The organism is Achromobacter sp. AONIH1 (assembly GCF_002902905.1).
In the GTDB taxonomy this organism is placed as follows: domain Bacteria; phylum Pseudomonadota; class Gammaproteobacteria; order Burkholderiales; family Burkholderiaceae_B; genus Achromobacter.
Genome location: NZ_CP026124.1, coordinates 5,064,574 through 5,078,272 on the forward strand (window position 1 = coordinate 5,064,574; position 13,699 = coordinate 5,078,272).

Here is a 13,699-nt window from a genome sequence, read left to right on the forward strand (position 1 = left end):
CCGGCCCCGCGCGCCGCGCGGCGCCTCTGCGGACGCCATCGCGGCTTCATGATACGGAGAGCCAATTTATAATTCCAATGCATTTATTTCATACATTTCATGCGTTCGAATTATGGATTTCCAGAAGCTCAAGCACCTGCTCGCCGTGGTCGAACATGGCACGTTCTCGCGCGCGGCGGAAGCGGTCAACCTGTCGCAGCCCGCGCTCAGCCGCAGCATCCAGGCCCTGGAAACCGAGCTGGGCCTGCCGCTGCTCGACCGCGGCACGCGCCGGCTACGCCTGACCGCTTACGGCGCCTGCGCCGTGGAGCGCGCGCGCCGCATGCGCCACGAAGAGGCCGAGCTACAGCGCGAACTCAAGCGCATGCACGGCGGCGAATCCGGCAGCCTCAACATCGGCCTGAGTCCCACTCCGGCCTCGTTGCTGCTGTCTCCCCTGCTGGCCCATATGACGGCGCGCCATCCGCAGGTGCGCGTCAGCGTGGAGCTGGGCGCGACCGATGCGCTGCTGGCGCTGCTGCGCGCCGAACGCATCGACGCGCTGGTCTGCGACGCGCGCCTGCTGCACGACGCGCCGGACATCTACGCGCAGCCGCTGGCGCCGTTGCGCGCCGGCCTGGTGTGCCGGGCCGGACATCCCATCCTGGCGCATCGGCGCGTCGGCGTCGCGCAGATCCGGCAATACCCGGTCGCGTCCACCTCGCTCAGTCCGGAAGTCTCGCTGCGGCTGGCCGAGACCCTGGGCCCCGGCGGCGCTCCCGAACAAATGGTGACCGTGCGCTGCGAGAACCTGGAAGCGCTGACGCGCCTGGCGCTGGACAGCGACGCGCTGCTGCTCGGCGTGATCAGCGTCACCCGCCGCGAGCAGGAAGCCGGCCTGCTGCGGGAAGTGCCCATCGCGCCGGACCGCGAGCGGCGCGGCCACTATGCGCTGGCGCGCCTGGCCGGCCGCACGCCGTCGACGGTGCTGGATGCGTTCCATGCCTACACGCGGCAGCGCTGGACCGACCTCGCGGCCTACGCGCAACGATCGCGTTGAAAAAAACCGACAGGGTCCACGCGCGCGGTTGATTCACATGTGTCCGTTCTATAGAATCATTCGTTCGGGCATTCGTCCTATTTTCTTTTCTTCATCCAACACACCACTGGGAGGCGCAAGATGATGAATCCGCATACCGCCATCCCGCGCGTGTCTCCGCGACGCTCCTAAGTCGTCGCCCGCGCGGACCCATCGCCTGACGCGTATCAGGCGACTGGTCCTCCGCGCCTGTCACCAACCCAAAACGCAATGCCCGCGCCCACCCGGCGCCGGGTCGTTTTTCCTCCTTTACACAAGGATTCCTGGCGCGTCCCGTGGCGTCAGGCCATTGCATATGGCTATCAAAAAATCGAATCAACGAGGACAGGCCTTCACGGATGTCCTGGGCTATACCTTCCGCCACTGGGCCCGGCAGCCCCTGCGCACGCCGCTCATCATGGCGCTGGCGCTGCTGGCGGCCGTCGCCGACGTGCTGACCCCGCTGTACGCCGGCAAGCTGATTGACGCCGTGGCCTCCGGCGCGGCCGGCGACGCGCAGGTCTGGCACGCGGCCATGACGGCATTCTGGCTGCTGGTCGCGTTGGGCCTGGGCGCCATGCTGCTGCGCCAGGCCGTGTACTACAGCATCATCGGCTTCACGCTGCGCATGATGAACGGCATGATGTCCAGCGCCTTCCACCGCGTGCAGCGCCTGTCCACCGACTGGCACGCCAACAGCTTCGCCGGTTCGACCGTGCGCAAGATCACGCGCGGCATGTGGGCGGTCGACCAGCTCAACGACACGCTGCTGATCGCCCTGCTGCCCTCGGTGGTGATGCTGGTGGGCGCCACCGCGCTGCTGGGCTGGCACTGGCCGCTGATGGGGCTGGTGGTGGGCCTGGGCTCGGTGATGTATATCGCGTTCACCGCGCTGCTGTCGCTGCGTTACGTGGCGCCGGCCGCGCGCCTGGGCAACGCCTGGGACACGCGCATGGGCGGCGCGCTGGCCGACGCCGTGACCTGCAACGCCGTGGTCAAGGCCTTCGGCGCCGAACGGCGCGAGGAAGCGCGGCTAGCGCGCGTGGTGGACAAGTGGCGCCGCCGCACCCGCCGCACCTGGATGCGCGGCACGCTGAACGCCGGCGTGCAGGGCGCCATGCTGGCGCTGATGCAGGTCGCCATGATCGGCGCATCGCTGTGGCTGTGGGCACGCGGCCAGGCCAGCGTGGGCGACATCACCTTCGCGCTGACCATGTTCTTCATGCTGCAGGGCTATCTGCGCGAAGTGGGCACGGACATCCGCAACCTGCAACGCTCGATCAACGACATGGAGGAACTGGTGACGCTGGAACGCCAGCCCCTGGGCGTGGCCGACAAGCCGGGCGCGGGCGCGATCCGCATCACCGAGGGCGAGATCCGCTTCGACGACGTGACCTTCCGCTACGGCGCGCACGACACGCCACTGTACGAGCATTTCTCGGCGCGCATCGCGCCGGGCGAGCGCGTCGGGCTGGTGGGCCATTCGGGTTCGGGCAAGACCACGTTCATCAAGCTGATCCAGCGCCTGTACGACGTCAACGAAGGCCGCATCCTGATCGACGGACAGGACATCGCCCAGGCGCAGCAGGCCTCGCTGCGCCGTCAGATCGCGATCGTGCAGCAGGAGCCCATCCTGTTCCACCGCACGCTGGCCGAGAACATCGCCTACGGCCGGCCCGGCGCGACGCAGGCCGAGATCGAGCACGCGGCGCGGCAGGCCAGCGCGCACGACTTCATCATGCGCCTGCCCAAGGGCTATGACACGATGGTGGGCGAGCGCGGCGTGAAGCTGTCCGGCGGCGAGCGCCAACGCGTGGCGATCGCGCGCGCCTTCCTCGCGGACGCGCCCATCCTGATCCTGGATGAGGCCACGTCCAGCCTGGACAGCGAAAGCGAGGTGCTGATCCAGCAGGCCATGGAGCGCCTGATGGAAGGCCGCAGCACGCTGGTGGTGGCGCACCGGCTGTCCACGGTGCGCGCGCTGGACCGGCTGCTGGTCATGGACCATGGCCGCGTGATCGAGGAAGGCAATCACGAGACGCTGATCCGTCGTCCCGGCGGCGTCTACCGCCGCCTGTTCGAGCGCCAGGCGCTGGAGCTGACCAAGGGGATGTCGCTGGAGGAGCTGCGCGGCGACGCGTCGCGCTTCGTCGACGAACCCGAGGACAGCGACCTGGCGCTGGATCCGCGCTGAGGCCGCGTGGCGCCGGCCGCCAGCGGCGGTCGGCGCCAGACGCCGCCAGCCGCTGGCGCGTACCGGGGGGCCGCTATCAAGCCGGCCGCTCGGCCAACGTCAGGCGCAGGCCGAAGCCGATCAGCGCGGTGCCAAAGACCAGGCTCTGGATCTTCTGCGCCTTCGGGCTGGCCGACAGCCAGCGCCCCATCGCGCCGCCCGCCAGCGCGCACAGCACATCGAACGCCAGCCCCAGGCTGACCAGGATCACGCCCAGCACGGCGAACTGCCGGCCCACCGGACCGCTCGCCGGCGACACGAACTGCGGCAGCAGCACCGAGCAGAACAGCAAGGCCTTGGGATTGAGCACATTGGTCAGTACGCCGGACATCAGCGCGCCGCGCCAGCTGGTCGTCTTCGCGGCGTCGGCCGCGCCCCCCGCCTCGTAGGACATGGGACCGGCGCGCAGCAGCTTCACCCCCAGCCACATCAGATAGCAGCCACCCGCCAGCCGGGCCGCGTCGAAGGCCCAGGGATGCGCGCGGAACAGCGCGGCCAGCCCCAGCGCCGCCAGCGTGACGTGCGCGGCGCGCGCGATCGCCAGCCCCAGCGCCACCGCCAGCGCGGGCGCCCGTCCGCGCAGCAGCCCGGTTTCGAGCAACAGGATCATGTCCGGACCCGGCACCACATAGACGATCACCAGTGCCCCTAGAAACAACGCCATATCGGCCATGACGGCCCTCCTTCGATCTTGCTGCGCAGGGCGTCATTCTAGGAAAATCGGGCTGGCATGTGCTTGCGATTCATGCCAATGAGACTATTATTATTGGCACGAATGGCTATCCAAAAATCGATTTCTTCAATTCTATGCCAAACCCATCCCCCAAGCATCAACTGGACGGCTACGACCGCCGCATCCTGGAAGCCCTGCAGAAGAACGGCAGGCTGAGCAATGTCGAGCTGGCCGAGCAGATCGGCCTGTCGCCCTCGCCCTGCCTGCGCCGGGTGCGCATGCTGGAGGACGCGGGCGTGATCCAGGGCTATGAGGCCCGGCTGGCGCCGGACGAGGTCGGCCTGGGACTGACCGTGTTCGTGGGCGTCAAGGTCGAGCGCCACCACGAGCGCGACGCCGCCCGCTTTCGCAAGGAGGTCAGCGCGCTGCCGGAAGTGATCGCCGCGCACCTGGTGTCAGGTGAGTCCGATTTCCTGTTGCAGGTGGTCGTGCCGGACCTGCGCGGCTACGAACGCTTCCTGCTGGACACGCTGCTCAAGCTGCCGGGCGTGAAGGACATACGCAGCAACTTCGCGATCCAGACCGTCAAGCCGCAAAGCCCGCTGCCGCTGGATCATCTGGCGCGCTGAGGCGCGCGGGGCGGCGCGCTGCCGCCCTTGCCCGCCGCCAGCGGCGGCCGTGCCGCGCCGTCAGCCCGGCATCGCCGCCGCGGCGCGCGCCACCTTCGCCGACCGGCTCTCGAAGCGCGCCTGCGATTGCGCCAGGTAGCGCTGCACGATGGCCGGGTCCGAGGTTTTCGGAGTGCCGCCGGGGAACGGCGGCTCGGGGTCGTACTCGACCTGCAGCTGGATCAGCTTGGCGACGTCCTCGCCGCACAGATCCGCGACCACCCTCAAACCCATGTCTATACCCGAGGTGACGCCGCCCGCCGTGTAGATATGGCCGTCCACGCACATGCGTTCGTCGCTCGGAATGGCGCCGAACCGCGACAGCAGTTCACGCGCGCGCCAATGGCTGGACGCGCGCCGGCCGCGCAGCAGACCCGCCGCGCCCAGCAGCAGCGAACCGGTGCAGATGCCGAACACATACCTGGCGGCCAGCCCCTGCCGGCGCGTGAAATCCACCCATTCGGCGTCGATGATGGCATCATCCGTGCCCGGCCCGCCGGGCGCCACCAGCAGGTCGCAGGGCGGCGCATCGGCCAGGGTGCGCGTCGGCACGAAGGCCAGTCCGTGGTCGGATCGCACCGGGTCCCGCGTTTTTGCGACAAAATCAACAGTGAAGCCCGGCGCGCTCGCCAGCACTTCGTAAGGCCCGGTCATGTCGAGCTGGGTCAGTCCTTCGAACAAGAGAATATTGACATGCATGACGATGCTCCATCGGAAAAGCCAGACCCGAGCTTATGCGGAGCAACCGGCCCGCGCGTGCCAATCATCGCGCCGATTGCGCCAAAACGTGTCGTCTTCGTGCTGTACGACGGCTTCCAGCCGCTGGATCTGGCCGGCCCCTGGCAGGCGTTCAGCTCCGCCAACGAGGAAGCCGAGGCCGCGCTGTACCAGCTGGGCACCGTGGCCGCCGAACCCGTGGTCGCCACCTGGGACCAGGGCCTGCGCATGCAGGTGGACTGCACCTTCTCGGAAGACGGGGATGGTCCGGTGGACATGATCGTGGTGCCCGGCGGCCCCGGCGTGGAGCGCGCCAGCGCCCATGGCGAGACGCGCGCCTGGCTGCGCCGGCGCGACGCCGGCACGCGCCGCACTTGCAGCGTCTGCACCGGCGCCTTCCTGCTGGCTTGCGCCGGCCTGCTCGACGGCCGCGTCGTCACCACGCACTGGCGCTCGGCCGACCGGCTGCGCCAGCTGTACCCCGCGCTGCGGGTGGAGGACGACCGCCTCTACGTGGACAGCGGCAAGTACTGGACCTCGGCCGGCGTCTCGGCCGGCATCGACCTGGCCCTGGCCCTGATCGAGCGCGACCACGGTCCCGAACTGTCGCAGCAGGTGGCGCGCCGGCTGGTGGTCTTCATGCGCCGCGGCGGCGACCAGCGCCAGTACAGCCAGACCCTGCGGCTGCAGGACCGCGCCGGCGCGCCGTTCCGCGAGCTGGTGCAGAAGATGGAGGCGCGACTGTCGGCCCGCTGGTCGATCGACGACATGGCCGACGCCTGCGGCATGTCGCGCCGCACCTTCCAACGCAAGTTCATCGCGCATTTCGGCGTGGCGCCCACGGAAGTGCTACGCATGCTGCGGCGCGAGCGCGCCGGCGCCGTGCAGGCGACCGGCAAGATGTCGAAGAAGGAAATGGAAAGGCACCTGGGGCCGATGGGCTGACCGGCCCGCCGCGCTTGCCTGCCGGCGGCATGGCCGCCCTACCCCGCCACCCCCACCGACACCCCGCCGCACACATGGATCAGCTGCCCGGTCACGAAGGCGGCGCGCCGGTCCATGAACATGGCCACCACGTGCGCCACCTCTTCCGGCAAGCCGCTGCGGCCCACCGGGATCGCGGCCTCCAGCGCGCGCGTGCGCGGATCGCCGGGGGGATTCGACGCGTTGAACAGTTCCGTCGCCACCGGCCCCGGCGCCACGGTGTTCACCGTGATGCCGTCGGCCGCCAGCTCCAGCGCCCAGGTCCGCGTCATGGCCGCCAGCGCGCCCTTGGACGCGCCATAGGCCGTGCGCCCAGGCTTGCCCAGCGCGGCGCGGCTGCCGATGTTGACCACGCGTCCGTGGCGGGCCGCGCGCATGCCCGGCAGCAGCGCCTGCAGCAGTACAACGGGCGCCACGAGGTTGACGGCCATGGTGCGCGCCAGCGCGTCCTGCGTGACGGCCTCGATGCCGGCGACCTCGATCATGCCGGCGTTGTTGACCAGATGCAGCACGGGGCGCGACGCGGCCAGTTCGCGCGCGGCCTCGCCCGCCGCCCGCGCGTCGGCCAGATCCACCGAGCGGAAGGTCTCGCCCGGCAACAGGGACTCGGGCGCGCCCCGGCTGAAATTGACGGCCTCGTAGCCGTCCTCGATCAGCCGCGCGACGATGGCGCGGCCGATGCCCCGGCTGCCGCCAGTGACCAAAACGGTGCCGTTTTTCATTGCGCGGTGATGCCCTTGTCCTTGACCAGCCCGCCCCATTTGCGCCGCTCGTCCTGCTCGAACGCGGCCAGTTCCGGGCCGAACAGCGCGCCGGGCTTGGCGCCCTGCGCGGCGAAGCGCACGGCCAGATCAGGCGAGCGCAGCCCCTCGCGGGCCGCCTCGATCAATTGCCTGACGACGGGCTCGGGCGTGCCGCGCGGTGCGTACAGGGCAAACCAGGCGGTCACGTCGAAGCCCGGCAGCCCCGATTCCGCGACGGTCGGCAGCGCCGGCGCGGACGGATCGCGCGCCGCCGACGTCACGGCCACGCCGCGCACCAGTCCGCCGTCCTGGATCTGAGCCAGCGCGCCCGGCAGGTTGTCGAACAGCAGATCCACCTGGCCGCCAGCCACCGCCGGCAGGGAAGCGGAGGTGCCCTTGAACGGCACATGCAGCATCGAGATGCCGGCCATGGCCTCGAAATAGGCGCCGGTCAGGTGCACCGACGAACCGACGCCCGGCGAGGCGTAGGTCAGCTTGCGCTCCGGATTCTGGCGCGCGGCCTGGATGATGTCGGCCACCGTGCGGTACGGCGACCTGGCGCTGACGGCGATGACGTTGGGCGTGGTCGACACCAGCGCGATCGGCACGAAGTCGCGCGCCGGATCGAAGGTCATGTTGGCGTACAGGAAGGGATTGATGCTTTGCGTACCGATGGTGCCCAGGCCCAGCGTGTAGCCGTCGGCCTTGGCCCGCGCCACGTAGGCCATGCCGATATTGCCGCCCGCCCCCGGCCGGTTCTCGACCAGCACGGTCTGCTTCAGGCCGGGCTCCAGCGCGCGGGCGATGGCGCGGCCGAACAGATCGGCCCCGCCGCCCGGCGGATAGGGCACGACCACGGTCACGGGATGTTCGGGATAGCCGGCTGCGGCGGCCGGCCCCGTCGCCACGGCCAGCGCCGCGATGGTGAAGGCGAATGCGGCCCGCAGGGCGCGCGCATGCTGTTGTTGCGTCATGAGTCTGTCTCCTTGAGGGCCAGTGGCCCTGCCCCCGCTTTGCCGCGGGTGTCTCATGCGCGCAGCCTGCCTGCGCGCCCGATACGCACATACAAAACCACTGCGAACCCACTTTGAACCAGGCCGGCCATGCCGCGTGACGCGCCCGCCGCCAGCCGCATGCCGTCGCGCGCCGGGGCGGCCCGGCGTCAGATGACGGCAATCGGAAGAATGCCGATGGATCAAAAGTACATAAATACGTACTATATTCATATAAACACGAAAAACCGACCGGAGACAAGCCCATGAAACGCTGGACCCGCCGGCCCGAGGGATCGACCTGGGGCGATTTCGGACCGGACGACGAGATCGGCCGCCTGAACCTGCTGACCGAAGAAAAAGTGCTGCAGGCCGTGCGCGAAGTGCGCGCCGGCAAGGTCTTCTGCCTGTCGCTGCCGCTGGACCTGCCGGGCGGCAACGTGCTCAATCCGCGCCGCCATCCGCCGGCGCTGGCGCCCACGCGCCGCGACGGCCAGCCTTACCTGAACTTCCAGATGTCGCGCCTGCAGGAAGGCGCGGTCGACGTGCTGTCGGACGACCAGGCCACGCTGTCGCTGCAATACTCCACGCAATGGGACGGCCTGAGCCATGTCGGCGCGCTGTTCGACGTGCTGGGCGACGGCCAGGCCCGGCGCGTGTACTACAACGGCTATGCCGCCGGCGTGGACGTGCTGGGCGGCGGCGATCCTGGCGCCGATGCCTGCTGCCCGCCCGGCGCCTCGTATGCGCGCCGGCTCAGCGTCAGCCGCTACGCGGAAAAAGGCATGCAGGGCCGTGGTGTGCTGCTGGACCTGGCGCGCGCCTTCGGCACCGGCCGCACGCCGGTCGGCCTGGCGCAGTTGCAGGCCGCGATGCACGAACAGCGGGTCGCGGTGGAACCCGGCGACATGCTGGTGCTGCGCACCGGCTTCGCCGAGGCGCTGGTGCAGATGGACGGCAAGCCCGACGCGCATCGCCTGGAACAGACGGGCGCGGTGCTGGACGGCGCCGACGCCGCATTGCTGGACTGGATCACCGACAGCGGCGTGGCCGCGATCTGCGCCGACAACTACGCGGTCGAGGCCTACCCCGCGCGCACGTCCGGCCCCGGCCATTCGATCCTGCCACTGCATCATCACTGCCTGTTCAAGCTGGGCGTGCCGCTGGCCGAACTCTGGTACCTGAAGGATCTGGCCGACTGGCTGCACGCGCAGGGCCGCAACCGCTTCCTGCTCACCGCGCCGCCGCTGCGGCTGCCGGGCGCGGTCGGCTCGCCGGTGACGCCGATCGCCACAGTCTGATACCACCATCCTTCGAACCATCGCCGGCGGACTTTCGCCCCATCCGCCACCGCGCCAGCGCCCATCGAATCATTTCAATGAACACCGTGCCCGTCTCCAACGCTATTGCCGACACCTTCGCCGCTCACCTGGATGCGCTGGCCGCCGCCGATCCCGCGCGCGCCCTGCTGATCGACCCGGACGGCGCCGTCAGCGCCGCCGAGCTGCGCGCGCGCGCCGTCGCGCTGGCCGCCGGCCTGAGCCGCCTGGGATTGCAGCCCGGCCAGCGCGTGGCCATCTGGCTGCCCAACTGCGCCGCCTGGGTCGAATCCTTCCTGGCCTGCGCGCGGCTGGGCGCGCTGGCGCTGGCGGTCAACACTCGTTTCCGCGCGCTGGAAGTGGCCGACATCCTGGGGCGCGGCAAGGCCGACTGGCTGATCTTCTGGCCGGGCTTCAAGGGCATCGACTTCCAGGGCGTCCTGGACGACGTGCCGGCCGAGGCCCTGGCGCGGCTGCGCGGCGTGATCGCCATCGACGCGCCTGACGCTGCGGCGGCCGGGTTGACGGCGCCAGAGGCGTCCGCCGCCACCGGCGACCGACATGCCCTGCCCCGACACCGCTACGCCGACCTGCGCGCCTGCGCCGACGCGCCGCCGCCCGCCCAGGCCAACACCGGCGTGCTGTGCTTCACCACGTCCGGCACCACTTCCCGGCCCAAGTTCGTGCTGCACGACCAGCGCACCCTGCTGGCGCACGGCGCGGCGGTGGCGCGCGCCTTCGCCTACGGGCCGGCCACCCGCGTGCTGGCCAGCGCGCCGTTCTGCGGCGCATTCGGCTTCTCCACGCTGGTCAGCGGGCTGGCGCAAGGCGCGCCGGTGGTCTGCTCCCCGGTGTTCGACGCGGCGGCCTCGGCGCGCGAGATTCGCGAACACGCCATCACTCATACCTACGCCAACAACGAGGCCCTGACGGGCATCATGCGCGCGGCCGCGCCCGGCGACCTGGCATCGGCGCGGCTGTTCGGCTTCGCCAGCTTCACCCCGGCGCTGGACGGCATGCTGGACCTGGCGCGGCAGCAGGACGTGCCGCTGACGGGCTTGTACGGATCGAGCGAACTCCAGGCGCTGGCCGCCGGCCAGCCGACGACGCCGGCCCGGGGCGATGTGTCGGCGCGCCTGCTGCCGGGCGGCGCGCTGGTCCATCCCGAGGCGCGGGTACGCGCGCGCGATCCGGAAAGCGGCGCCGTGCTGCCGCCGGGACAGTCGGGCGAATTGGAAATCCGTTCGCCCAGTCTGATGCTGGGCTACCTGGACAATCCCGAAGCCACCGCCCGCGCGTTCACGGACGACGGCTACTTCAAGACCGGCGACCTGGGCTATGCCTTGAGCGAGCAGCAGTTCGTGTTCCAGGCGCGCATGGGCGACTCGCTGCGGCTGGCGGGCTTCCTGGTCAATCCGGCCGAGATCGAGCAGGTGGTCGAGTCGCTGCCCGGCGTGCGCGCCTGCCAGGTGGTGGGCGCGACGCGCGCGGACAAGACCGTGCCCTACGCCTTCGTGCTGCTGCAACCGGGCGCGCGGGCCGACGCCGCGGGCTGGACCGCCGCCTGCAAGGCCGTGATGGCGGGCTTCAAGGTGCCCGCCGGCTTCACCGCGCTGGATGCCTTCCCGTCCATTGAAAGCGCCAACTCGGTGAAGATCCAGAAGCACAGGCTGCGCGAGATGGCCGAGGCCCTGCTCGCCGCCGCCCCCTGATCCGAACCCGCCCACGACCGACGCCCATGCCCGCGCCCAAGCTCTTCTCGCACAGCCCGCAGCCGCTCTACCTGCAGGCGGCCGCCCTGTTCCGCAGCCATATCCAGAACCGCAGCTGGCGGCCCGGCCAGCAGATCCCGCCGCTCGAAGCGCTGGTGGAAACCTACGGCATCTCGCGCGCCACCATCCGCCAGGCGCTGGGCCAGCTGGAGCAGGACGGGCTGATCCGCCGCTCGCGCGGCTCGGGCACCTTCGTCAACGCCGAACTGCCCGAAACGCCCACGCTGCTGATCCCCAAGACCTGGGCCGAGACGGTCGAACTGAGCAACCAGCTGGGCACCGTGTCGCTGGTGGAGGCCGAGGCCGGCCTGCCCTTGCCCGACCCGCTGGGCATGCCCTGCGACGCCGGCCGCGACGGCAGCTTCCAGTACCTGCGTCGCGTGCACACCACCGAGGGCGGCCCCTTCTGCTACAGCGAAGTGTTCCTGGAAAGCGCGCTGTTCCGCAAGCACCGCGCGCAGATCAACAAAAGCACCGTGGCGCCGGTGCTGGACCGCTACTACGGCGCGCGCCTGACGCAGGCGCGCCAGGTGCTCAACGTGATCGAGGCAGGGCAGGAATCGGCCGAGGCGCTGCAGATTCCCGTGTCCTCGCCGGTGGCCGAACTGCGCCGCTACGCCTGCATCGACGACAACGTGGTGTATTACGCGCGGCTGGAGTTTCCGTTCCGCAAGGTAAGGATGGAGTTCGACCTGCTGGCCGGCCGCTGAGACACACGAACGAATGAATAACAGAGCGCCGCAGCAATCAGCCCCAGGCGCCATACGAAGACCGACGACACCCGGCACCCAAGAGGAGACCCCTTCCATGAAGTCCCAACCGCAATTCCGTCCGGCCGCGATCCCGCGCCGGCCGCTCACCCGCCTGTGCGCCGCCCTGGCGCTGGCCGCCATCCCCGCCCTGCCCGCGCTGGCCCAGGCCCCCGCCATCTCCGACGATATCGTCCGGCTCGGCCTGATCCTGGACATGAGCGGCGTCTACGCCGACGTCACCGGCAAGGGCAGCGCCACCGCCGCCGAGATGGCCATCGCCGATTTCGGCGGCCAGGTGCTGGGCAAGAAGATCGACCTGCTGGTGGCCGACCACCAGAACAAGGCCGACATCGCCGCCGCCCGCGCGCGCGAGTGGTACGACACGCAGAAGGTGGATGCCATCATGGACGTGGCCGGCTCCGCGCCGGCGCTGGCGGTGCTGGAGGTGGCGCGCGAGAAAAAACGCATCGTGGTCTACAGCGGTCCCGGCACCGAGCGCATCACCAACGACCTGTGCTCGCCCTATTCGGTGCACTACACCTACGACACCTGGTCGCTGGCCAACACCACCGCGCGCGCCACGGTGGAGCAAGGCGGCAAGAGCTGGTATTTCCTGACGGCGGACTACGGCTTCGGCTATACGCTGCAAGCCTCGGCCACCGAAGTGGTCAAGGCCAATGGCGGCACCGTGCTGGGCGCGGCGCGCCATCCGCTGGGCTCGTCGGACTTCGCCTCTTATCTGCTGCAGGCCCAGGCCAGCCGCGCGCAGGTCATCGGGCTGGCCAACGCGGGCGGCGACACGGTCAACGCGATCAAGGCGGCCAGCGAATTCGGGCTGACCCGCGGCGGCCAGAAGATGGCCGGCCTGCTGCTGTACATCAACGACATCCACGCCATCGGCCTGGAAGCCGCCGCCGGCCTGACGCTGACCGAGGCCTTCTACTGGGACCTGAACGAGCAGACCCGCGCCTGGTCCAAGCGCTACTACGACAAACTTGGCAAAATGCCCAACATGAGCCAGGCGGGCACGTATTCCTCGGTCATGCACTACCTGAAGGCGGTGCAGGCCGCCGGCACCGACGACGCCGCCGCGGTCATGAAACAGATGAAGGCCATGCCCATCAACGACTTCTTCGCCACCAACGGCCGCATCCGCGAGGATGGCCGCATGGTGCATGACATGTACCTGTTCGAGGTCAAGAAGCCGTCCGAGTCGAAGCAGCCTTGGGACTACTACAAGCTGCTGGCCACGCTGCCGGGCGACCAGGCTTTCATGCCCCTGTCGAAATCCTCGTGCCCGCTGGTCAAGCAGGCCGGGGCAGCCAAGGACTGACCATGCACACCCAGCGCCCCATCCCCGCCACCATCGCCGCCGTCATCCGCGACGGCCAGGTGCTGCTGGTGCGCCGCGCCAATCCGCCGGACCAGGGGCGCTGGGCTTTTCCCGGCGGCAAGATCGAGATGGGCGAACGCATCGAGGACGCGGCCGCGCGCGAGCTGTTCGAGGAAACCGGCGTCACCGCCGAGCCGCTGACGGTGTTCGACGCGGTCGACGTGTTCGACCACGACGCCGACGGCCTGCTGCGCCGCCACTACATCCTGGTGGCCGTGCTGTGCCGCTGGATCTCGGGCGAGCCGGTGGCCGGCGACGACGCCAGCCAGGCGCGCTGGGTGCCGCTGGCCGAGCTGGACGCGCAGGCGCTGGCCCTGAGCTTCGGCGTGGCGGACGTGGCGCGCAAGGCGGCGGCGCTGGCGGGCTGAACCGCGCCGCGCCTCCCGTCATCCCCGC

At 70.0% G+C, this 13,699-nt stretch carries 13 protein-coding genes; 9 read left to right on the top strand and 4 right to left on the bottom strand.

All coding sequences use genetic code 11. The features are described from left to right. The first annotated feature begins 112 nt into the window (after positions 1 to 112). Entirely contained in the window at positions 113 to 1,039 is a 927-nt protein-coding gene (locus tag C2U31_RS23185) for a LysR family transcriptional regulator (RefSeq protein WP_103274940.1), read from the top strand. Positions 1,040 to 1,373: 334 nt separating this feature from the next. Continuing rightward, on the top strand, positions 1,374 to 3,251 hold the full coding sequence (locus tag C2U31_RS23190; protein ID WP_103274941.1) for an ABC transporter ATP-binding protein: 1,878 nt from the start codon (positions 1,374 to 1,376) through the stop codon (positions 3,249 to 3,251). A gap of 76 nt (positions 3,252 to 3,327) precedes the next feature. Here the strand turns inward: C2U31_RS23190 and C2U31_RS23195 are convergent, their stop codons facing one another. Then, a complete protein-coding gene (locus C2U31_RS23195) occupies positions 3,328 to 3,963 on the bottom strand; it encodes a LysE family translocator (protein WP_103274943.1) in 636 nt (211 codons plus the stop codon). A gap of 134 nt (positions 3,964 to 4,097) precedes the next feature. On the opposite strand from C2U31_RS23195, the gene C2U31_RS23200 reads away from it, so the two are divergent. After that, positions 4,098 to 4,592, top strand: a complete 495-nt coding sequence (locus tag C2U31_RS23200; protein ID WP_103274944.1) for an Lrp/AsnC family transcriptional regulator — start codon at positions 4,098 to 4,100, stop codon at positions 4,590 to 4,592. A 60-nt stretch (positions 4,593 to 4,652) separates the two neighbouring features. Here C2U31_RS23200 and C2U31_RS23205 read toward each other — a convergent pair whose 3' ends face one another. Further along, the gene (locus tag C2U31_RS23205; RefSeq protein WP_103274945.1) at positions 4,653 to 5,330 is read right to left on the bottom strand and encodes a DJ-1/PfpI family protein; all 678 of its coding nucleotides are present in this window, start codon (positions 5,328 to 5,330) and stop codon (positions 4,653 to 4,655) included. Positions 5,331 to 5,396: 66 nt separating this feature from the next. Here C2U31_RS23205 and C2U31_RS23210 point away from each other — a divergent pair, with 66 nt between their 5' ends. Next, the gene (locus C2U31_RS23210; RefSeq protein ID WP_233772908.1) at positions 5,397 to 6,293 is read left to right on the top strand and encodes a GlxA family transcriptional regulator; all 897 of its coding nucleotides are present in this window, start codon (positions 5,397 to 5,399) and stop codon (positions 6,291 to 6,293) included. Positions 6,294 to 6,331: 38 nt separating this feature from the next. Here the strand turns inward: C2U31_RS23210 and C2U31_RS23215 are convergent, their stop codons facing one another. Further along, positions 6,332 to 7,054 (bottom strand): SDR family oxidoreductase, encoded by a 723-nt coding sequence (locus C2U31_RS23215; protein WP_103274947.1) that lies wholly within the window; start codon positions 7,052 to 7,054, stop codon positions 6,332 to 6,334. Continuing rightward, positions 7,051 to 8,049: a tripartite tricarboxylate transporter substrate binding protein gene (locus C2U31_RS23220; protein ID WP_103274949.1), complete on the bottom strand. Its 999-nt coding sequence runs from the start codon at positions 8,047 to 8,049 to the stop codon at positions 7,051 to 7,053. Before C2U31_RS23220 ends, C2U31_RS23215 begins: the two co-directional genes overlap by 4 nt. A gap of 284 nt (positions 8,050 to 8,333) precedes the next feature. Between C2U31_RS23220 and C2U31_RS23225 the strand changes: the two genes are divergently transcribed. From C2U31_RS23225 to C2U31_RS23245, 5 genes are all read left to right on the top strand, one after another. Beyond that, complete coding sequence (locus C2U31_RS23225) at positions 8,334 to 9,368, top strand: cyclase family protein (RefSeq protein WP_103274951.1); 1,035 nt, start codon at positions 8,334 to 8,336, stop codon at positions 9,366 to 9,368. Positions 9,369 to 9,445: 77 nt separating this feature from the next. Further along, positions 9,446 to 11,098 carry an AMP-binding protein gene (locus C2U31_RS23230; protein WP_103274952.1) on the top strand — a complete coding sequence of 551 codons (1,653 nt, stop codon included), beginning with the start codon at positions 9,446 to 9,448 and terminating at the stop codon, positions 11,096 to 11,098. 26 nt (positions 11,099 to 11,124) lie between these two features. Then, positions 11,125 to 11,868: a GntR family transcriptional regulator gene (locus C2U31_RS23235; RefSeq protein WP_103274954.1), complete on the top strand. Its 744-nt coding sequence runs from the start codon at positions 11,125 to 11,127 to the stop codon at positions 11,866 to 11,868. Positions 11,869 to 11,965: 97 nt separating this feature from the next. Further along, the gene (locus C2U31_RS23240; protein ID WP_103274955.1) at positions 11,966 to 13,243 is read left to right on the top strand and encodes an ABC transporter substrate-binding protein; all 1,278 of its coding nucleotides are present in this window, start codon (positions 11,966 to 11,968) and stop codon (positions 13,241 to 13,243) included. 2 nt (positions 13,244 to 13,245) lie between these two features. After that, complete coding sequence (locus C2U31_RS23245) at positions 13,246 to 13,671, top strand: NUDIX hydrolase (RefSeq protein ID WP_103274956.1); 426 nt, start codon at positions 13,246 to 13,248, stop codon at positions 13,669 to 13,671. Positions 13,672 to 13,699 lie beyond the last annotated feature (28 nt).

Bases quoted from the DNA above. Each gene is read 5' to 3' on its own strand.
- C2U31_RS23185 (WP_103274940.1), top strand. From the start codon at position 113: ATGGATTTCCAGAAGCTCAAGCACCTGCTCGCCGTGGTCGAACATGGC.
- C2U31_RS23190 (WP_103274941.1), top strand. From the start codon at position 1,374: ATGGCTATCAAAAAATCGAATCAACGAGGACAGGCCTTCACGGATGTC.
- C2U31_RS23195 (WP_103274943.1), bottom strand. From the start codon at position 3,963: ATGGCCGATATGGCGTTGTTTCTAGGGGCACTGGTGATCGTCTATGTG.
- C2U31_RS23200 (WP_103274944.1), top strand. From the start codon at position 4,098: ATGCCAAACCCATCCCCCAAGCATCAACTGGACGGCTACGACCGCCGC.
- C2U31_RS23205 (WP_103274945.1), bottom strand. From the start codon at position 5,330: ATGCATGTCAATATTCTCTTGTTCGAAGGACTGACCCAGCTCGACATG.
- C2U31_RS23215 (WP_103274947.1), bottom strand. From the start codon at position 7,054: ATGAAAAACGGCACCGTTTTGGTCACTGGCGGCAGCCGGGGCATCGGC.
- C2U31_RS23220 (WP_103274949.1), bottom strand. From the start codon at position 8,049: ATGACGCAACAACAGCATGCGCGCGCCCTGCGGGCCGCATTCGCCTTC.
- C2U31_RS23225 (WP_103274951.1), top strand. From the start codon at position 8,334: ATGAAACGCTGGACCCGCCGGCCCGAGGGATCGACCTGGGGCGATTTC.
- C2U31_RS23230 (WP_103274952.1), top strand. From the start codon at position 9,446: ATGAACACCGTGCCCGTCTCCAACGCTATTGCCGACACCTTCGCCGCT.
- C2U31_RS23235 (WP_103274954.1), top strand. From the start codon at position 11,125: ATGCCCGCGCCCAAGCTCTTCTCGCACAGCCCGCAGCCGCTCTACCTG.
- C2U31_RS23240 (WP_103274955.1), top strand. From the start codon at position 11,966: ATGAAGTCCCAACCGCAATTCCGTCCGGCCGCGATCCCGCGCCGGCCG.
- C2U31_RS23245 (WP_103274956.1), top strand. From the start codon at position 13,246: ATGCACACCCAGCGCCCCATCCCCGCCACCATCGCCGCCGTCATCCGC.